This window comes from Burkholderia ubonensis subsp. mesacidophila (genome assembly GCF_002097715.1).
GTDB classification, from domain to species: Bacteria; Pseudomonadota; Gammaproteobacteria; order Burkholderiales; family Burkholderiaceae; genus Burkholderia; species Burkholderia mesacidophila.
Window position 1 is genome coordinate 1,171,220 of record NZ_CP020738.1, and the last position, 18,690, is coordinate 1,189,909.

An 18,690-nucleotide genomic window follows, 5' to 3' on the forward strand; every position below is an offset into this window, starting at 1 on the left:
GTTGGCTGGAGGAAGTGTTGCTCGAGCGGACGGGCGCGCGATCGTCAGGCGGCCGCGTGTCCTTCGCAAAGGACCACGACGTAGTGTGCGGGACGGGATGTCGGGTTGCTGAAGACCAGCGGCTGATCGAGCCGCATCGCCAGGCAGTCGCCTTCGCGAAGCGCGTGTACCTGATCGCCTAGCGTGACGTCGACGCGCCCGCGGATGACCCAGACCTGCTGATGCACGGCGCTCTCGCGTCCCCCCGCTTCGTACGCGACGCGCGCGCCGGCCGGGAAATTCACCTCGACGAGCTGGATCGGCGAAGGCCAGCCGGGCGGGGAGAGATTGCGCCGCACGTAGCCGGAGGCCGGGTCGCGCCACTGCGCCTGCTGCGCGCGGCGCGCGAGCGGCTGCGCGGGCGCGTCGTCGGGGTCGCCGTCGAACAGGCTGGCAAGCGAAACGCCGAGCCCGGCGGCGAGCTTGTCCAGTACGACCGCCGTCGGGCTGGCCGCGCCGCGCTCGATCAGCGAAATCATCGACCGGCTGACGCCGCTGCGGGCGGCCAGCGCATCGAGCGTGTGGCCGCGCGTCGCCCGCAATGCGCGCACGCGGCGGGCGATGCGCTCGTTGACGTCGGTGTCGGTGTCAACGGTGTTGTCGGTGGGCACGGGGTGCTCCATCATAATGAATTTAAACTCCAGTATAGTGGAATATCGCGGCGACAAGAATCCCGACCGGGGCGAGACCGTACGCGTCGGCGCCAGAGCCGGCGCGTGGCCTTCGCGCGGTGGCGAGTCATGTCGGCATGGCGCGTCGGTTCGCAGGCCGGCCTGGCGGCCGTGGTTCGATCAGAATGCGGTCGTTGCGGGGTGAGGGGCTGGACGACGCGCGTACGCCGTGCGCGGTAGCGGCATGACGCGCCGGTTGGCCGTCCGGCCTGCCGGTCGAGGTTGGGGCGGATTGCGCTCGGGCGCGAGGCCGCGAAATGCGAGGGTGCGTCGGGCGCGCTGCGACGGCACGCGGCGGGAAGCAGGCAAGAAAAAAGCCAGTCATGGCCGAAACCGATGACTGGCTTTGCAGGCCGGCGGCACGGCGTCCGGAGACGCCGCGTGCCGGGAACGTTGTTTTTAGAACTTGTGGCGGATGCCCAGTGCGACCATTTCCTGCGAGCTCTTGCCGGCGAAGCCGTACGAGCCGATCGACGCTTGCGCGTCTTGGGTCCCGTTGACGCCAGCGGCGAAGCGCTGCTTGCCGCTCGCGTGCTGGTACGCGCCGAGCAGGTAGAGATCCGTGCGCTTCGACAGCGAGTAGTCCGCGCCGAGCGAGACCTGGTGGTACTTCGCGTCCGTGTCGCCGCTCGCCTTCGTGTACGCGTAGCCGAGGCCCAGCAGCAGCGCCGGCGATGCCTGGTAGTTCACGAATGCGCGGCCGGTGTTGAACTTCTCTTGCGACGTGAACGACGACAGGGTGTCCGGCTTGTACTGCGCGAAGCTGTAGCCGAGGCCGAACGTCACCGGGCCGATACCGTACTGGCCTGCGACTTGCGCGATGTTGGCCGACCTCGCCGTTGCGTACATGCCGAGGATCGGGTTGTTCTCGACGCCGATGCCGGTCGCCGTCGGGCTGTTCCAGCCGCCGGTGCCCTTCGCGGTGATCGTGCGATCGTTGCTGTTCTGCACGCGCAGGAAGCTCGCGGCGATACCGAACGGGCCGTTGTTGTACGCAAGACCCGCGCTCCACGACTGGCCCGTGCCCGGCTGGCCCGCCAGGCCGCTCAGTGCGTACATGCCTTCGAACTGGAGGCCGGAGAAGACCGGCGACGTGTACTTGATCGCGTTGTTGACGCGGATGCTGTTGTCGTTGTTGTCGACGTCACCCGGCGTTGCGAAGAACGCGCCGTAGTAGTTGTCGGCCGTCACGGCCTGAACCAGGTCGACGCTCGGATCGTACTGGCGACCCAGCGTCAGCGTACCGTACTGGGCGTGTTCCAGACCGACGTAAGCCTGACGGCCGAACATGCGGCCACCCTGGTTGAGCGCGCCGGTGCCGACGTCAAAGCCGTTTTCCAACTGGAAGATCGTCTTCAGGCCGCCACCCAGGTCTTCGGAGCCCTTCAGGCCCCAGCGGCTGCCGGACAGGTTGCCCGACAGCATTTGCCACGAGTTGTTGGCCTGGCCGTTATTGCCGTGAACCCAAGCGATCGACGTGTCGACGACGCCGTACAGCGTGACGCTCGATTGAGCTTGTGCGGCGCCGGCTGCACCCAGCAGAGCCAGCGAGAGGGTAGACAGAGCGAGTTTCTTCATCGTTGAGTTTCTCCACGCGAGGGATTCGTTATTTGTTGCGGATTGCAGAATAGCTCACTGCCACACACGCAAGAAAGCTCAAAAAATAAAGTGTCTCCAAAACATCACAGCGCGGAAAAACCCATATAGATCAAGGACATCGAAGACCATTCCTATTTTTGAAATAGTTGACATCTGCTGCAATGCGATTGTTGTGTGTTCCATCGTGGTGCATCGGAGATCGGCCGGTTCGGCGCAATGATGCGAGGAAAGTGGGGAAGGCAAACGTTTGCGGATGCGCTTGCGCGCCGCATGGACACCGGCGAACCTGCAAGCGCGTGGACACGACTGCGTAACAGCCCGAAGAGACCTGGATGAGCGAGTTGTGCTATTTGCGCGGAATACGCCGGCATCAACGCGGCCGGTCGGCCGGCGCCGCTTCGGCCCATGCGTTGGCCAGCCGCTCGCGCACTGCGCCGCGGGCCGCCGCGAATTCCGCGCCGAGCAGCAGCACGGCGGCGGAGAAGTACAGCCACATCAGCAGCACCGCGAACGACCCGGCCGCGCCGAACGCGCTCGCGGTGCCGGCATGCGCGAGATACAGCGCGAACAGCTTCTTGCCGCCGGAGAAGAGGATCGCGGACACGGTGCCGCCGATCACGGCGTCGCGCCACGCGACGCGCGCGTCCGGCAGGAACTTCATCAGCGCGGCGAACGCGCCCGCGAGGACCCCGATGCCGACGAAGAACTGCAGCAGGTTGGTGATCGCGATATAGGGCGAATCGCCCCACAGCCAGGTGCCGACGAACGTGATCGCGGTGTCGAGCACGAGCGACACGATCAGCAGGAACGCGACGCCGAGCACGAGCCCGAACGAGATCAGCCGCACCCGCACGAGGCCGAGGACGCTCGACCAGCGGCTCTCGGTCGCCGGCCAGATCACGCTCAGCGCGGCGCTGAGCGACGAGAACGTGGCCGACGCGCCGAGCGCCAGCGCGCCGAACGAGATCAGCGTCGCGAGACCGCCGCGCTCGCCGCTGCGGTGCGCGTTCTGGACGATGGTCTGCACGCTCGCCGCGGCATCGTCGCCGATCAACTGGTGCGCCTGCTCGAACACCTGGCCGCGCGCGGCGTCGTCGCCGTAGAACCAGCCGGCCACCGCGATCACCATCACGAGCATCGGCGCGAGCGAGAACGCGGAGTAGAACGCGATGCTCGCGGCCATCGTCGTGCAGCGGTCGGACGAGAAGCGCCGGAAGGCGGCCAGTGCCCAGTTGGCCTGCCGTCTTGCCAGGCGTGTCGCATCAGCGGGAATATGTGGTTTCATCGCGTATCGGGTCGTGACGCGGGAGGCCGGCGCCACGTAAAGATTCATTTGTGCACATCGGACAATTCAATATTGATACGAAGATTCGAACATAGTTGCGTGAACTGTCTATAATTCCTTTCGATCCCCCCACAATAAAGCCGAGACCATCATGCTACAAATGTCCCGGCGCCAGTTCCTGAAAGTGACCGCCACGTCGCTCGCCGGATCGAGTCTTGCCCTCATGGGCTTCTCGCCGACCGAAGCGCTCGCGGAGGTCCGTCAGTACAAGCTGGCGCGAACCGTCGAAACGCGCAACACCTGTCCATACTGCTCTGTCGGCTGCGGCATCCTGATGTACAGCCTTGGCGACGGCGCGAAGAATGCGCAGTCCAGCATCATCCACATCGAAGGCGATCCCGATCACCCGGTCAACCGCGGCACGCTGTGCCCGAAGGGCGCGAGCCTGATCGACTTCATCCACAGCCCGAGCCGCCTGATGCATCCGGAATACCGTGCGCCCGGCTCGGACAAGTGGGAGCGCATCTCGTGGAACGACGCGCTCGACCGGATCGCGAAGCTGATGAAGGCCGACCGCGACGCGAACTTCGTCGAGACGACGGAGGACGGCGCGAAGGTCAACCGCTGGCTCACGACCGGCATGCTGGCCGCGTCGGCGGGCAGCAACGAGGTCGGCTACCTGACGCACAAGGTCATCCGCAGCACGGGGATGCTCGCGTTCGACAATCAGGCGCGTGTCTGACATGGCCCGACGGTGGCAGGTCTTGCCCCGACGTTTGGCCGTGGAGCGATGACGAACCATTGGGTCGACATCAAGAACGCGGACGTGATTCTGGTGATGGGCGGCAATGCAGCCGAGGCCCATCCGTGCGGATTCAAGTGGGTAACGGAAGCGAAGGCGCACCGCAAGGCGCGTCTGATCGTCGTGGACCCGCGCTTTACGCGCACCGCCTCGGTGGCGGACTATTACGCGCCGATTCGCACCGGCACCGACATCGCCTTCCTGGGCGGCGTCATCAACTACCTGCTGACGAACGACAAGATCCAGCATGAGTACGTGAAGAACTACACGGACTTCTCGTTCATCGTGCGCGAGGATTTCACGTTCAACGACGGCATCTATTCCGGCTACGACGCGGAGAAGCACGCGTACCCGGACAAGTCGAGCTGGGACTACGAACGTGGCGACGACGGCTTCGTGAAGGTCGACCCGACGCTGCAGCATCCACGCTGCGTCTACAACCTGCTGAAGCAGCACTACTCGCGCTATACGCCCGCGATGGTCGAGCAGGTGTGCGGCACGCCGAAGGACAAGTTCCTGAAGGTCTGCGAGATGCTCGCGACAACGGCCGTTCCAGGCCGCGCCGGCACGGTGCTGTACGCGCTCGGCTGGACGCACCACTCGATCGGCGCGCAAATCATCCGCACCGGCGCGATGGTGCAGCTGCTGCTCGGCAACATCGGCATCGCCGGCGGCGGGATGAACGCGCTGCGCGGCCACTCGAACATCCAGGGGCTGACCGACCTCGGGCTGATGTCGAACCTGCTGCCGGGCTACATGACGCTGCCGATGCAGTCCGAGCAGGATTTCGACGGCTATATCAAGAAGCGCGTGCAGCTGCCGCTGCGGCCGAACCAGCTCAGCTACTGGAAGAACTACAAGGCCTTCCACGTCAGCTTCATGAAGTCGTGGTGGGGCGATGCGGCGACCGCCGAGAACAACTGGGGCTACGACTACCTGCCGAAGCTCGACAAGCAGTACGACCTGCTGCAGACGATCGAGCTGATGAATGCCGGCAAGATCAACGGCTACATCTGCCAGGGCTTCAACCCGCTCGCGGCGGCGCCTTCGAAGGTGAAGACGGCCGCGGGGCTCGCGAAGCTGAAGTGGCTCGTGATCATGGATCCGCTCGCGACCGAGACGTCGGAGTTCTGGAAGAACCACGGCGACTACAACGACGTCGATTCGTCGAAGATCCAGACCGAGGTGTTCCGTTTGCCCACCACGTGCTTCGCGGAGGAAAACGGCTCGCTCGTGAGTTCGAGCCGCGTGCTGCAATGGCACTGGAAGGGCGCGGAGCCGCCGGGCGAGGCGCGCAGCGATCTCGAGATCATGTCGGGGCTGTTCCAGCGCATGCGCGATGCGTACAAGAAAGATGGCGGCAAGTTCCCCGACCCGATCGTGAACCTGACCTGGCCGTACGCGAACCCGGAAAGCCCGACGCCCGAAGAGCTTGCGATGGAGTTCAACGGGCGTGCGCTCGCCGATCTGCCCGATCCGAAGGATCCGGCCAAGACGCTCGTGAAGAAGGGCGAGCAGCTCGCCGCCTTCGCGCAGCTGAAGGACGACGGCACGACGGCGAGCGGCTGCTGGATCTTCTGCGGGTCGTGGACGCAGGCCGGCAACCAGATGGGACGGCGCGACAACTCGGATCCGACCGGCATCGGCCAGACGCTCGGCTGGGCGTGGGCGTGGCCCGCGAACCGGCGGATCCTGTACAACCGCGCGTCGTGCGACGTCAACGGCAAGCCGTTCGACCCGACCCGGAAACTGATCGGCTGGAACGGCAGCGCGTGGTCGGGCCCGGACATTCCCGACTATAAAGCCGACGAATCGCCCGAGGGCGGCATGGGCCCGTTCATCATGAACCCGGAAGGCGTCGCACGCTTCTTCGCGCGCGCCGGGATGAACGAAGGTCCGTTCCCCGAGCACTACGAGCCGTTCGAGACGCCGCTCGCCGCGAACCCGTTCCATCCGAACAACCCGCAGGCGCTGAACAACCCGGCCGCCCGCGTGTTCCCGGATGACCGCGCGTCGTTCGGCAAGGTCGCGGAATTCCCGCACGTCGCGACGACCTATCGTCTGACGGAGCACTTCCACTACTGGACCAAGCATGCGCGGCTGAACTCGATCATCCAGCCCGAGCAATTCGTCGAGATCGGCGAAGACCTCGCAAAGGAAGTCGGCGTCGTGCACGGCGATCGCGTGAGGGTGTCGTCCAAGCGCGGCCACATCGTCGCGGTCGCGCTCGTCACGAAGCGGATCAAGCCGCTGACGGTCGACGGCAAGAAGGTCCAGACGGTCGGCATCCCGTTGCACTGGGGCTTCAAGGGGTTGACGAAGCCCGGCTATCTCGCCAATACCCTGACTCCGTCCGTGGGTGACGGCAACTCGTACACACCGGAATTCAAGTCGTTCCTGGTGAAGGTCGAAAAGGCGTAAGGGGAACGAGATGGCATTGCAATCGCTGGATATCAAGCGCGTCTCGGCCACCACCACGCCGCCGCCCACGGCGCGCGAGCCGGTGACCGGGAGCGTCGCGAAACTGATCGACGTATCGAAGTGCATCGGCTGCAAGGCGTGCCAGACGGCCTGCATGGAGTGGAACGACCTGCGCGACGAAGTCGGCACCAACGTCGGCGTGTACGACAACCCGGCCGACCTGTCGGAGCACTCGTGGACGGTGATGCGGTTCGCCGAATACGAGAACCCGGACGGCAACCTCGAATGGCTGATCCGCAAGGACGGCTGCATGCACTGCGAGGACCCGGGCTGCCTGAAGGCATGCCCGTCGCCGGGCGCGATCGTGCAGTACAACAACGGGATCGTCGATTTCCACGAGGAGAACTGCATCGGTTGCGGCTACTGCGTGACCGGCTGCCCGTTCAACGTCCCGCGGATCTCGAAGAAGGATCATCGCGCGTACAAGTGCACGCTCTGCTCCGACCGCGTCGCGGTCGGCCAGGAACCGGCCTGCGTGAAGACCTGCCCGACGGGCGCGATCGTGTTCGGCACCAAGGAGGACATGAAGCAGCACGCGGCCGAGCGGATCGAGGACCTGAAGGAGCGCGGCTTCGAGCATGCGGGGCTGTACGATCCGCAGGGCGTCGGCGGCACGCACGTGATGTACGTGCTGCACCACGCCGACAAGCCGTCGCTGTATCACGGCCTGCCGGACAACCCGTCGATCAGCCCGATGGTGAAATTGTGGAAGGGCTTCGCGAAGCCGCTGGCGGTCGCGGGCATCGCGCTGACGGCGCTCGCGGGCTTCTTCCACTACATCCGGGTCGGCCCGAACGAGGTGACCGACGAAGAGGAAACCGCCGCCCGCGACGAGGCGCGACGCATCAAGGAGGACGTGAAATGAAGCATGACGACCCCAACCTGATCGTCCGCTACACGGCGAACGAGCGGACGAACCACTGGATCACCGCGATCACGTTCGTGCTGCTCGCGCTGTCCGGGCTGGCGCTGTTCCATCCGTCGATGTTCTGGCTGACCGCGCTGTTCGGCGGCGGCCAGTGGACGCGGATCCTGCACCCGTTCGTCGGCCTCGTGATGTTCGTGTCGTTCGCGGTGATGGTGGTGCGCTACTGGCATCACAACGTCCTCGACCGGGACGACGTGCAATGGCTGCGCCAGATCGACGACGTGCTCGCGAACCGCGAGGACAAGCTGCCGGAGATCGGCCGCTATAACGCCGGACAGAAACTGCTATTCTTCACGTTGGTGGCGTGCCTGGCGCTGTTGCTGCTGTCCGGCATCGTCATCTGGCGGCGGTATTTCTCGTTCTACTTCCCGATCGGGGTGATCCGGCTCGCGGCAGTAGTCCATGCCGTCGCGGCGTTCGTGCTGATTGCCGGCATCGTCACGCATATCTATGCGGCGCTGTGGGTCAAGGGCTCGATCCGGGCGATGGTGCGCGGCACGGTCACCCTCGGCTGGGCGCGCAAGCACCACCCGAAGTGGTTCCGTGAAAGCGTGAAGTAGCGCGCCGGGACGGGGTGGCGCGCCGCCCCGTCCGTCGTCGGAACCGCCCGAAGCGCCGATACGTCGGCGCTTGTTTTTTTGGACAACACACTCGTGACACAACGCATTCTCGAACCGAATGAAATCTCGGCGCTCGATCATTCGGCGATCCCGCGCTTCCGCCTGCCGGAACGCGCAACGGTTTTCTCCGCGCGCGCCGCGCGCCTGCGCCAGCTCGCCGACCTGAACCCGATCAGCGGCTACCTGCGGCTGATGGCGGTGGTCGCCGACGCGCAGCACGCGGTGCTGCAGGACTTCGCCGTGCAGATGCCGTCGCAGGACGCGATCGCGCGCGCGCAGCAGCATTCGATGCCGCTCGCGCCGGCGCTCGGCGGCGAGCGCGATCCGCAATGGCGGGCCGTGCTGCATGAACTGCTCGACCGCGTCGAAGGCGCCGGGCTGGTCAATCCGCCGCTCGCGAAGCTGCTCGACCGTCTCCGCCTGATGGCGCCGGCCGAGCTCGACGCACACGCCGACGCGATCCTCGCACTGCGCTTCGCCGAAGTCGACCCGGCTACCGCACCGTTCCTGATGGCCGCGCTGCAGGTGGTCTGGACCGACCTCGCGACCCGCACGCAGCCGGCCGACGTGCCGTTCCTCGACCAGCCGGGGCTGTGCCCGGTGTGCGGCACGCACCCGGTCGCGAGCGTGGTGCGCGTCGGCGGCCAGTACGAGGGCTACCGGTTCCTGCAATGCGGGCTGTGCACGACCGAATGGCACATGGTGCGCACCAAGTGCACGCACTGCGATTCGACCAAGGGCATCGCGTATCACGGCATCGAGGGCGGCAGCGAAGCCGTGAAGGCCGAATCGTGCGACGAATGCAAGACGTACCGCAAGATCGGCTACCAGAACAAGGACTACGACTTCGAGCCGCTCGCGGACGATCTCGCGAGCCTCACGCTCGACCTGCTGATGAACGAGGCCGGCTACCAGCGCAGTTCGCCGAACCCGTTGCTGTGGCCGGAAGCGCCGCGCGAAGGTTGAAGCTTTGCATGGAGTCCACCCCACGTGACTGAACCAGGCCTCAACGAGCTGAACGCGCTGCTGGCGCGCGTGCCGTCCGTCGAGCGCGTGCTGTCGTCGGCGCCGCTCCAGCCGGTGCTGGACGAATACGGCCGCACGCGCGTGCTGCAGGCGGTGCGCGCGGAACTCGAGCGCTGGCGCACCGCGGCGCAGCATGATCCGGCGGCGGCCGAGCCGCTCGACGAAACGCGCATTGCCGCGGCCGTCGCGCGGACGCTGGCCGCGCAAAGCGCCGGCGCGGTGCGCACGGTGTTCAACCTGACGGGCACCGTGCTGCACACGAATCTCGGCCGCGCGCTGCTGCCCGACGACGCGGTGCGCGCGGTGGTCGCCGCGCTCACGCAGCCGCTGAATCTCGAGTTCGACCTCGCGACGGGCCGCCGTGGCGACCGCGACGACCTGATCGACGATCTGTTGTGCGAACTGACGGGCGCCGAGGCGGCGACCGTCGTCAACAACAACGCGGCCGCGGTGCTGCTGACGCTGTCGGCGCTCGCGCCGAAGCGCGAGGTGATCGTGTCGCGCGGCGAACTGGTCGAGATCGGCGGCGCGTTCCGCATTCCCGACATCATGAGCCGCGCCGGCGCGCGGCTGCGCGAAGTCGGCACGACCAACCGCACGCATCTGCGCGACTACGCGGAGGCGATCGGCCCGCGCACCGCGCTGCTGATGAAGGTGCATTGCAGCAACTATGCGATCACCGGCTTCACGAAGGAAGTGACGTTGCCCGAACTCGCGCCGCTCGCGCGCGAGCACGGGCTGCCGGTCGCCGTCGATCTCGGCAGCGGCACGCTCGCGGACCTCACGCAATGGGGGCTGCCTCGCGAGACCACGGTGCGCGAAACCGTGGCCGGTGGAGCAAACGTTGTCACGTTCAGCGGCGACAAGCTGCTCGGCGGGCCGCAGGCCGGCCTGATCGTCGGCGACCGCGCGCTGATCGGCAAGATCAAGAAGCATCCGCTCAAGCGCGCGCTGCGCGTCGGCAAGCTGACGCTCGCCGCGCTCGAACCCGTGCTGCGCCTGTACCAGGCACCGGAATTCCTGCGCGAACGGCTGACCACGCTGCGCCTGCTGACGCGCCCGCAAGCGGAGATCGCCGCGGCGGCCGCGCGCGTGCAGCCGGCGCTGCAGGCGGCGCTCGGCAGCGGCTACGCGGTCAGCGTCGAACCGATGTTCAGCCAGATCGGCAGCGGCGCGCTGCCGGTCGATCAGTTGCCGAGCGCCGGGCTCGTCGTGCGCACGCCGGACGGCAAGCGCGGCGGCCGCGCGCTCGCGCAGCTCGAGAAGCGGCTGCGCGGATGGCCGCGCCCGGTGCTCGGGCGCATCGCCGACGGCGCGCTGCGGCTCGATTTGCGCTGCCTCGAAGCCGCCGACGAGGCGGAGTTCGTCGCGCAATGCGCGCGCAGCGCGGAGCCGTCGGCATGATCGTCGGCACCGCGGGGCACATCGATCACGGCAAGACGACGCTGGTGCGCGCGCTGACCGGCGTCGACACCGATCGCCTGAAGGAAGAGAAGGCGCGCGGCATCTCGATCGAGCTCGGGTATGCGTATACGCCGCTCGACAACGGCGACGTGCTCGGCCTGATCGACGTGCCCGGACACGAAAAGCTGATCCATACGATGGCGGCCGGCGCGTGCGGGATCGACTTCGCGCTGCTCGTGATCGCCGCCGACGACGGCGTGATGCCGCAGACGCGCGAGCATCTCGCGATCCTGCAACTGCTCGGCGTCAGCCACGGCGCGATCGCGCTGACGAAAGGCGATCGCGTCGACGACGCGCGGCGTGCGCAGGTGCGCGACGAGATCGCCGCATGGCTGCACGAATCGACGCTCGCCGAAGCGCCTGTCTTCGAAACCTGCGCGACCGATGCGGCCGACGCCGGCGTCGCGGCGCTCAAGCGTCATCTTTCCGATGCGGCGATCGCCTGGCGCGCGCGCCGCGACGACGGGCTGTTCCGGCTTGCGGTCGACCGCGTGTTCACGCTGGCGGGGCAGGGCACGGTCGTGACCGGCACCGCGTTCGCCGGTCATGCGAACACCGGCGAGACGCTCGCGATCGTGCGCACCGGCCGCGCGGCGCGCGTGCGCAGCATTCACGCGCAGAACCGGCCGGTCGACGTCGGACACGCGGGCGAGCGGTGCGCGCTGAATCTCGCGGGCATCGACAAGGCCGACATCGAGCGCGGCGACACGATCGCGGACGCGCGGCTCGTCGCGACGTCGCCGCGTATCGACGTCGAGCTGACGCTGCTCGCGGATGCAGGATTGACGCTCACGCACTGGGCGCCGCTGCACGTGCATCTCGGCACGCTGCATCGCGTCGCGCACGTCGCGCTGCTCGACGGCGAATCGCTCGCGGCGGGCCAGCGGATGCGCGCGCAACTGGTGTTCGACGAGCCGGTGTTCGCGCTGCCGGGCGACCGCTACATCGTGCGCAATCCGCAAGCGACGCGCACGGTCGGCGGCGGCCGCGTGCTCGATCCGTTCGGGCCTGCACGCAAGCGCCGCACGCCCGCGCGCCGCGCGTGGCTCGACGCGCTCGCGGTGTGGCTCGACGAAGGGCGGCTCGACGCGCTGCTCGCGCAGGCGCCGCTCGGCCTTGCGCGCGCGACGCTCACGCACCTGACCGGTTTCGCGCCTGAGGCGCTGACGTTGCCCGACGCCGCGCTGGCGATCGGCCAGCACGGCCCGGCGGCGAACGACGGCTGGGTGATCGCGCGCGAGCACTGGCGTGCGCTGCAGGCGAAAACGCTCGACACGCTGCGTGCGTATCACGAGCGCGTGCCCGACGAGCAGGGCCTCGATGCGGCGCGTTTGCGCCGGATGGCGGCGCCGCTCGTCGACGACGTGCTGTGGCGTGCGCTCGTCGACGCGCTGGTCGACGGCGGCGAAGCGGCGCGAAGCGGCCCTTGGCTGCATCTGCCGTCGCATGCGGTGAGCCTGGATGCGCGCGAGGAGGCGCTCGCGCAGACGCTGTTGCCGCTCGTGCGGGCCGGGCGCTTCGATCCGCCGTGGGTGCGCGATCTCGCCGGCACGACCGGCGCGGCCGAGGATGCGGTGCGCGCGCTGTTGCGCAAGCTCGCGCGGCGCGGCGACGTGCATCAGGTCGTGCGCGACCTGTTCTATCACGCGGACGTGGTGCGGGAACTTGCCGTGCTCGTCGGGCAGCTCGCGCAGGCGCGCGCGAGTGGCGTCGATGCCGCGACGTTCCGCGATGCGACGGGGCTTGGCCGCAAGCGTGCGATCCAGATCCTCGAATTCTTCGATCGGGTTGGGTATACTCGCTTCCACCGCGATCTTCACTTCCTGCGCCCTGATAGCGGCTGGCTCGATACGACGGCGTAGGTATCTGTTTTTTTCCCCAGGGAAGGCATTCGTATCCGGTGGTACGGCTGGACTTCAAATCCAGTTAGGGGTGTCAGACGCTCCTAGGTAGGTTCGACTCCTGCTGCTTTCCGCCATAACGCTTCAGGATTTCGCGACCGCGAAATTTCACGCTTATTGAAGCGGGCGCGAAATCATTCAATTGCGTCACGCATCGCATCGTCGCGATTTCGAAGGCCCGGTCGCCGGGCCAACCACGCGCAGCATCCGTTCAGCATCCGTTTTTCTGAATCACGCGATACCGTCACGGAAAACGCATTGACCTCGCAACCCGACTCGGGTTAAAAGCATGCTGATCAGTGAATCGGCAGGTCGATCAAATAATATTTGAATAATGAAGAGGGCGACGTGGCAGCGAACGATTTCACGCCGATACCTCGGGATGCGTCCAGCACGCATGCCGATGCCGAGGCGAAGGATGCGATCCGTAATTCGGCGAAAGATATCTTCGTTTTCAACGGCGACGCGGACGGTCTCTGCGCGTTGCAGCAACTACGTCTGAGCGAGGGCGCGGGCGCTGCGCTCGTGACCGGCGTGAAGCGCGACATCCAGCTGTTGTCGCGCGTCGAAGCCGGCCCCGACTGTCGCGTGACCGTGCTCGATCTGTCGCATGACAGAAACCGCGCCGACGTCGAGCGCCTCCTGAGCGCCGGCGCTACGGTGCGCTACTTCGATCACCACTACGCGGGCGACTTGCCGGCGCACCCGCGCTTCGAGTCGCATATCGATACCGCGCCCGATGTCTGCACCAGTACGCTGGTGAATCGCCATGTCGACGGACGTTACGTGAAATGGGCCGTGGCGGCCGCATTCGGCGACTCGCTGCCGGCCGTCGGGCAGGCGCTCGGGCGCGAGCAGGGCCTCGCGCCCGAGGTCGTCGACGCGCTCGCGCTGCTTGGCCGCTGTCTGAACTACAACGCGTACGGCGAGGATATCGACGATCTGTTCTACCCGCCCCAGGTGCTGGCGGACGCGATGTTGCCGCACGCAGATCCGCTCGCGTTCATCGCGGATTCCGGCATGTTGCCGGTGTTGGCGGATGGATATCGCGACGACCTGCAGGCGGCGCGCGCCGTGTCCCCCGAATTCGACATGCCCGGCGCGGCAATGCTCGTGCTGCCCGACGAACGCTGGGCGCGCCGCGTGAGCGGCGTGCTCGCGAACGAACTGACGCAGCTCGGCCCGGCGCGCGCGCTCGCCATCCTGAGTCCACGGCGCGGCGGCGGCTATGTGGTCAGCGTCCGCGTGCCGGCCTGCCGCCCGCTCGGCGCGGACGACTTCTGCCGGTCGTTCGACACGGGCGGCGGCCGCCGGCTCGCGGCGGGCATCAATCATCTTCCCGAGGTCGACGTCGACCGCTTCGCGGCCAGTTTCAAGGCTGCATTCGCCGACTGAACGGCGAGATCCTCCAGCGCGGAACACCGCGCTTCCGAGCGCGTGCGGCGAGTTCGCGCGCTGCCCGCGCACATCATTTCAATATTGAGAGACGGCGTTCCGCCACATGAAAATCAACAGTCCGATCCTGCGATCGCTCCGGGCGGTCATCCTTGGGGCCGTGCTCGCGGCGCCGGCCGCGGCCCATGCATACGCGTTCTACGCGCTGGGCGACAGCCTGACCGACAACGGCCGTGTCGTCAGGCTGACCGGCATCCTGCCGAACGCGACGTCGACGATCTTCCGCGACGGCCGGTCGTCGAACGGGCCGGTCTGGGCGGACTATCTGCCGAGCCTCATCGGCGCGAACTTCGCGGCCGACCACGATTACGCGATCAACGGCGCGTTGAGCGGTCATGGCGGTTACTTGAACATCGCGCCCAACCGGCCGACCTGGCGAAATCTGCCGGGCTTCACCGATCAGGTCGACGAATTGCTGAGCGCCCATCCGCATCTGCGGTCCGACGATCTGGTCGGCATCTGGATCGGAACGAACGACCAGGACTTGACGAAGGCGAGCCTGAACGGCATCGAGCCGTTTCTCGGCGTGCCCAGGCCGACCAATATCGCGGAAATGAGCGCCTACACGCTGTCGAACGTCAATGCGCAGATGCAGCGCCTGATCGACGCGGGCGGCCGTCAATTTGTCATCCTGAACCTGAACGACGCCGCCGGCACGCGGCCCGGTTACGTCGACTACAACGGCAAGCTGCCGGGAGATCTCGTCCAGTTCGCGCGGCAGGGCGTGAACATCCATCTGTTCGACGTGGCGGGACTGCTGAACCAGATGCGCGCGAATCCGTCCGCGTACGGGCTGAACGAGACGCCGGAGGTCCAGTGCCGCAACGTGGCGGCGTGCAAGACGGGCTCCGTCGAGGTGCAGAACACGTATCTGACCGCGGACGGCACGCACATGATGACGCGTGCCCATGCGTTCATCGCGCGGTATATCGCCAACCAGCTCAACGCGCCGGCCGCGATCGCGGTTGCGCCGGAAATGGGCCTCGATGTCGCGCGGGCGAGCGCGCTGCAGGCGCTGATGAGCGCCGACGGCGGTCCCGCCGGCCCGGCGCGCGTTGCCGTATCGGACCGCCTGTCGGTGTTCGCCGACGGCGGATATACGCGCAGCTTCCACGGCGCGGCGGCCGGCATCGACGAATTCGGCAGCACCGTGGAGACGTTCTCGCTCGGCGCCGAATACCGGCTGTCCGGCGCGTCGCGGTTCGGCGCGCTGTTCTCGAGCGGCAATGCGAACGCATCGGTTGCGGGCGGGCAGGGCACGCTCGGGCTCCATTCGTACCGGCTCGGCATCTATCACGCGTTCGATCGCGCCGGGCTGTTCGCGCGCGCCTATTTCGGCGCGGGGTGGGAGACTTACCGGTTCGATCGCGCGGGCGTCCTGCCGCAGTCGATCAGCGCGAATACAAACGGATTCGACTTCGGCGGCATCGTCAAGGTCGGTTACCTGTACCCGTTCGGCATGGTCGACGTCGGCCCCGTCGCCGACCTGGGCTATACGCAGCTCGTCACCCGCGGCTATACGGAAAATGGCGACGCGCTCCTCGTGCAGAACGTCGGCATGCAGCGGCTGAAGGGCGTGAGCGGTGGAGCGGGCATGCGCATCGTGGCGCCGCTCGCGATCGCGGGGCTGCGGGGCGGCGAACTGAGCGCCGAGGCGACGCTGCGTCACGACGCGTTCAACGACCGGACGCTCGTCACGTCCCAGCGCTACGCGCCGGAGTTGCCGATCAACACGATGGTCGACGGCACCCGCGCGACCTACGGACGACTGTCGATCTCGGCGAGCATCCAGGCGACCCGCACGTGGCGCGGCAAGCTGGGCGTGCAGGCCGACGTCGGCAATGCGCAGCGTCGCGCCTACAATCTGTTCGCGACGCTCGGCGCGACGTTCTGAGCGTGCGTCACGAGTCGGTGGGCGCGAGCGGGTCGCCGGCGGCGCGCGCGCCCGCGGCGAAGCGGATCGACCCATAGAGCGCGGCGGCGACGACGATCCCGATGGTTCCGATGACGAGCACGGACGGATAGTCGGTGGTCGCCGCGGTCACGAGCCCGGCGACGGGGAGGAACGCGGTCGTGACCGAGGTGGTCGCGCCGATGCCCTGTGCGAGCTGATGCTCCGGAATCAGTTCGTAGCGCATGTGGCGGAAGAAAATCCCGTATAGCGCGCTGCCGACGATCAGTAGCCCGAACGCAAGACAGAACGGCCAGGGCCCAAGGTTGACCGCCGCCACGACGGCCGCCGCGACGAGGCACAGCGTGCCGAGCGTGCCGAAATCCGCCGGAGACAGATTCTTCGACACGCGCGGGATCAGGAAGCACAGCACGAACGAGATGGCGCCGCCGACGAAGCTCGGCATCGCGCTGTACGCGACCGGCAGGCCGTAGAGGCCGATCATCGTCGGCGCGATCAGCGACTGGAACACGCCGAAGAACACGTTCAGCAGGCCGGCCGCGAACGTGAGCACCAGCAGTTTCGTATTCTGCGCGAGCGCCGCGAAGCGGCGCCATTCGGACGCCAGCGTCCAGCGGCCCGTGACGGTGGCGAAGACACGCGTCGTCGCCGGCCGCCACGCGATCGATCCCGCCAGCAGCAGGCCGTAGCCGAGCGCGAGGACGCCGATCGCCGCGCGCGGGGAAAGATGCGAGAACGCGAGCGCGGCGACGCCGGGCCCGATGAGCCGCGCGAGCGGCTCGAGCAACTGCGAGCGCGTCTGGAATCGCTGCAGTGATTCCGGAGAGAGCCGTTGCGCAGCGGTCGCCTCGTAGTAGACGAGCGACATGCCGGAAAGCAGCGAGACGACGCTCGACAGCATCCAGCCGAAATGGGTTTTGCCGAGCAGCATCCACGCGAGCATCAAGACGAGACGGAGCGCTTCGACGGCGAACACGAGCCGCTTGCCGACGCTGCGATCGATGATCGAGCCGAAGATGGGCGACAGCAGCGCGCGCGGCATGAATTCGACGAAGTAGGCAATGCCGACGGCGAGCGTGCTTCCGCCGCTCTGCTGATAGACGAGCAGCGGCAGCATGAAGCCTTTCGCGTAATCGAGCGAGAGCGTCGTCACGCGTAGCGCGGAAAACGGGAATTCGCAGTTGCCGGCCGGTCGCGAGGTGTCCATGAGGAACGACGAGAGCGCGGCCGCGCGCCAGGTGGGTCGAATGGCGCGCGAGCCGTCGGGCGTGAAGGACGCGCGGCGGCAGGGCAAGCTGCCGCGCGCGGGAACGGCTAGCTGCCGCTGACCGCGCCGGCTGCGGTGAGGCGGGTCTCGCCCGACATGACCATGGTCCGCAGGCGGGCCGCGTCGACGAAATCGGAGTGCTTGCCCGACGAGTCGAGCAGGACCATCGTGATCGGCCGTCCTTCGATCGTCACGCGCATCACGAGGCAGATGCCCGATTCGTTGATGAAGCCGGTCTTCTGCACATCGATGTTCCAGCTGGGATCGCGCAGCAGGATGTTGGTGCTGCGGTACCTCAGGATGCCGCGCCCGGTATCGACTGCGTAATTGGCATCGGTCGAATACTCGCGAATCAGCGGGTACTGGTACGCGGCGCCGACCATCTTCGCGAGATCGCGCGCGGTCGACACATTGTTTTTCGACAGGCCGGCCGGATTCTCGAAATGCGTGTTCGTCATCCCGAGCGCGCTGGCCTTGCGGTTCATCGCGTCGATGAAGGCGGCCCGGCCGCCCGGGTAGTATCGGGACAACGCTGCCGCGGCGCGGTTCTCGGACGACATCAGCGCGATGTGAAGCATGTCCGAGCGGCTCAGGGTCGAGCCGACCGACAGGCGCGAGCCGGTGAATTTCTCGTAGTCGCGGTCGTCTTCCGTCACCTGAATCGGTTCGTCGAGCGGCGCGTTCGCGTCGAGCACGACCATGGCGGTCATCAGCTTCGTGACCGACGCGATCGGCACGACCGCTTGCGCGTTCTTGTCGAACAGCGTCTCGCCGGTAGTGTCGTCGACCATCAGCACGTTGTTCGAGCGCAAGGCCAGCGATCGCGGCGACGGTGTCAGCTCGAACGAACGCGCTTCCGGCGCGCGGCGCGGCGAGAACGCCACCTTGCGGATCGCGCCGGAAGCCTTGTGCGTGCCGGCGCGGCCACCGTGTCGCGTGGCCGCGCGCTTGACCGTCGTGGCAGGGAGCGGTTTCGCACGGGCCGGGTTCTTGTGAGCGACCGGAGCCGTCGTGGCGTGCGACTTCGATTTCGATGCCGCGTGGGCGGCGGGCCAGGTGAAAGCGAGCAGGCATGCGACAGCAATGGGCACGATGCTTCGGTGCGGGGCGCGCAGGACGGTTCCACCGCCCAGGCGCCAGCGTGACTGGCGTTTCGCTTTCATGAGGCCCTGTATTCGGATTGAATGTTGATCGATTATATGGAAGATGATTTAGACAAGCAAATACAATCAGATAGGGC

The 18,690-nt window shown here is 67.0% G+C and carries 14 protein-coding genes and 1 tRNA gene; 10 read left to right on the forward strand and 5 right to left on the reverse strand.

The annotated features are described in order from the left end of the window. Positions 1-44: 44 nt before the first annotated feature. The 3 genes from B7P44_RS22865 to B7P44_RS22875 all read right to left on the reverse strand — a co-directional run bounded on the left by B7P44_RS22865 (position 45) and on the right by B7P44_RS22875 (position 3,594). Positions 45-665, reverse strand: a complete 621-nt coding sequence (locus tag B7P44_RS22865) for a helix-turn-helix domain-containing protein (RefSeq protein WP_084908265.1) — start codon at positions 663-665, stop codon at positions 45-47. A gap of 444 nt (positions 666-1,109) precedes the next feature. Further along, on the reverse strand, positions 1,110-2,288 hold the full coding sequence (locus B7P44_RS22870; protein ID WP_084908266.1) for a porin: 1,179 nt from the start codon (positions 2,286-2,288) through the stop codon (positions 1,110-1,112). Between the two features lie 391 nt (positions 2,289-2,679). Continuing rightward, positions 2,680-3,594 (reverse strand): YihY/virulence factor BrkB family protein, encoded by a 915-nt coding sequence (locus B7P44_RS22875; protein WP_084909978.1) that lies wholly within the window; start codon positions 3,592-3,594, stop codon positions 2,680-2,682. Between the two features lie 151 nt (positions 3,595-3,745). Here B7P44_RS22875 and fdnG point away from each other — a divergent pair, with 151 nt between their 5' ends. From fdnG to B7P44_RS22925, 9 genes are all read left to right on the forward strand, one after another. After that, positions 3,746-6,817 carry a formate dehydrogenase-N subunit alpha gene (gene fdnG, locus B7P44_RS22885; protein WP_157721093.1) on the forward strand — a complete coding sequence of 1,024 codons (3,072 nt, stop codon included), beginning with the start codon at positions 3,746-3,748 and terminating at the stop codon, positions 6,815-6,817. A gap of 10 nt (positions 6,818-6,827) precedes the next feature. Then, the gene (gene fdxH / locus B7P44_RS22890; protein WP_084908269.1) at positions 6,828-7,742 is read left to right on the forward strand and encodes a formate dehydrogenase subunit beta; all 915 of its coding nucleotides are present in this window, start codon (positions 6,828-6,830) and stop codon (positions 7,740-7,742) included. After that, on the forward strand, positions 7,739-8,365 hold the full coding sequence (locus B7P44_RS22895) for a formate dehydrogenase subunit gamma (RefSeq protein WP_084908270.1): 627 nt from the start codon (positions 7,739-7,741) through the stop codon (positions 8,363-8,365). The genes fdxH and B7P44_RS22895 overlap by 4 nt, the downstream gene beginning before the upstream one ends. Positions 8,366-8,458: 93 nt before the next feature. Next, complete coding sequence (fdhE, locus tag B7P44_RS22900; RefSeq protein WP_193834305.1) at positions 8,459-9,391, forward strand: formate dehydrogenase accessory protein FdhE; 933 nt, start codon at positions 8,459-8,461, stop codon at positions 9,389-9,391. 24 nt (positions 9,392-9,415) lie between these two features. Beyond that, positions 9,416-10,855 (forward strand): L-seryl-tRNA(Sec) selenium transferase, encoded by a 1,440-nt coding sequence (gene selA / locus B7P44_RS22905; protein WP_084908272.1) that lies wholly within the window; start codon positions 9,416-9,418, stop codon positions 10,853-10,855. Beyond that, positions 10,852-12,777, forward strand: a complete 1,926-nt coding sequence (gene selB, locus B7P44_RS22910) for a selenocysteine-specific translation elongation factor (RefSeq protein ID WP_084909979.1) — start codon at positions 10,852-10,854, stop codon at positions 12,775-12,777. Before selA ends, selB begins: the two co-directional genes overlap by 4 nt. Positions 12,778-12,797: 20 nt before the next feature. Beyond that, positions 12,798-12,893, forward strand: a tRNA-Sec gene (locus B7P44_RS22915). Between the two features lie 346 nt (positions 12,894-13,239). Continuing rightward, positions 13,240-14,211 carry an acetyltransferase gene (locus B7P44_RS22920; RefSeq protein ID WP_407924043.1) on the forward strand — a complete coding sequence of 324 codons (972 nt, stop codon included), beginning with the start codon at positions 13,240-13,242 and terminating at the stop codon, positions 14,209-14,211. A 106-nt stretch (positions 14,212-14,317) separates the two neighbouring features. Next, the gene (locus B7P44_RS22925; protein WP_084908274.1) at positions 14,318-16,165 is read left to right on the forward strand and encodes an autotransporter domain-containing protein; all 1,848 of its coding nucleotides are present in this window, start codon (positions 14,318-14,320) and stop codon (positions 16,163-16,165) included. Positions 16,166-16,172: 7 nt separating this feature from the next. On the opposite strand, the gene B7P44_RS22930 is transcribed toward B7P44_RS22925, so the two are convergent. Further along, a complete protein-coding gene (locus tag B7P44_RS22930; protein ID WP_084908275.1) occupies positions 16,173-17,390 on the reverse strand; it encodes an MFS transporter in 1,218 nt (405 codons plus the stop codon). Here B7P44_RS22930 and B7P44_RS37755 point away from each other — a divergent pair. After that, on the forward strand, positions 17,389-17,511 hold the full coding sequence (locus B7P44_RS37755; protein WP_265341362.1) for a hypothetical protein: 123 nt from the start codon (positions 17,389-17,391) through the stop codon (positions 17,509-17,511). The two genes, B7P44_RS22930 and B7P44_RS37755, sit on opposite strands and share 2 nt — an antisense overlap. Here B7P44_RS37755 and pbpG read toward each other — a convergent pair. Further along, the gene (gene pbpG / locus B7P44_RS22935; RefSeq protein WP_084908276.1) at positions 17,498-18,613 is read right to left on the reverse strand and encodes a D-alanyl-D-alanine endopeptidase; all 1,116 of its coding nucleotides are present in this window, start codon (positions 18,611-18,613) and stop codon (positions 17,498-17,500) included. The genes B7P44_RS37755 and pbpG overlap by 14 nt on opposite strands. Positions 18,614-18,690 lie beyond the last annotated feature (77 nt).

What these genes read in the sequence shown, in the direction of transcription:
- B7P44_RS22865 (WP_084908265.1), bottom strand. Translation starts at nt 665, where the DNA reads ATGATGGAGCACCCCGTGCCCACCGACAACACCGTTGACACCGACACC.
- B7P44_RS22870 (WP_084908266.1), bottom strand. Translation starts at nt 2,288, where the DNA reads ATGAAGAAACTCGCTCTGTCTACCCTCTCGCTGGCTCTGCTGGGTGCA.
- B7P44_RS22875 (WP_084909978.1), bottom strand. Translation starts at nt 3,594, where the DNA reads ATGAAACCACATATTCCCGCTGATGCGACACGCCTGGCAAGACGGCAG.
- fdxH (WP_084908269.1), top strand. Translation starts at nt 6,828, where the DNA reads ATGGCATTGCAATCGCTGGATATCAAGCGCGTCTCGGCCACCACCACG.
- B7P44_RS22895 (WP_084908270.1), top strand. Translation starts at nt 7,739, where the DNA reads ATGAAGCATGACGACCCCAACCTGATCGTCCGCTACACGGCGAACGAG.
- selB (WP_084909979.1), top strand. Translation starts at nt 10,852, where the DNA reads ATGATCGTCGGCACCGCGGGGCACATCGATCACGGCAAGACGACGCTG.
- B7P44_RS22925 (WP_084908274.1), top strand. Translation starts at nt 14,318, where the DNA reads ATGAAAATCAACAGTCCGATCCTGCGATCGCTCCGGGCGGTCATCCTT.
- B7P44_RS37755 (WP_265341362.1), top strand. Translation starts at nt 17,389, where the DNA reads ATGAGGAACGACGAGAGCGCGGCCGCGCGCCAGGTGGGTCGAATGGCG.
- B7P44_RS22930 (WP_084908275.1), bottom strand. Translation starts at nt 17,390, where the DNA reads ATGGACACCTCGCGACCGGCCGGCAACTGCGAATTCCCGTTTTCCGCG.
- pbpG (WP_084908276.1), bottom strand. Translation starts at nt 18,613, where the DNA reads ATGAAAGCGAAACGCCAGTCACGCTGGCGCCTGGGCGGTGGAACCGTC.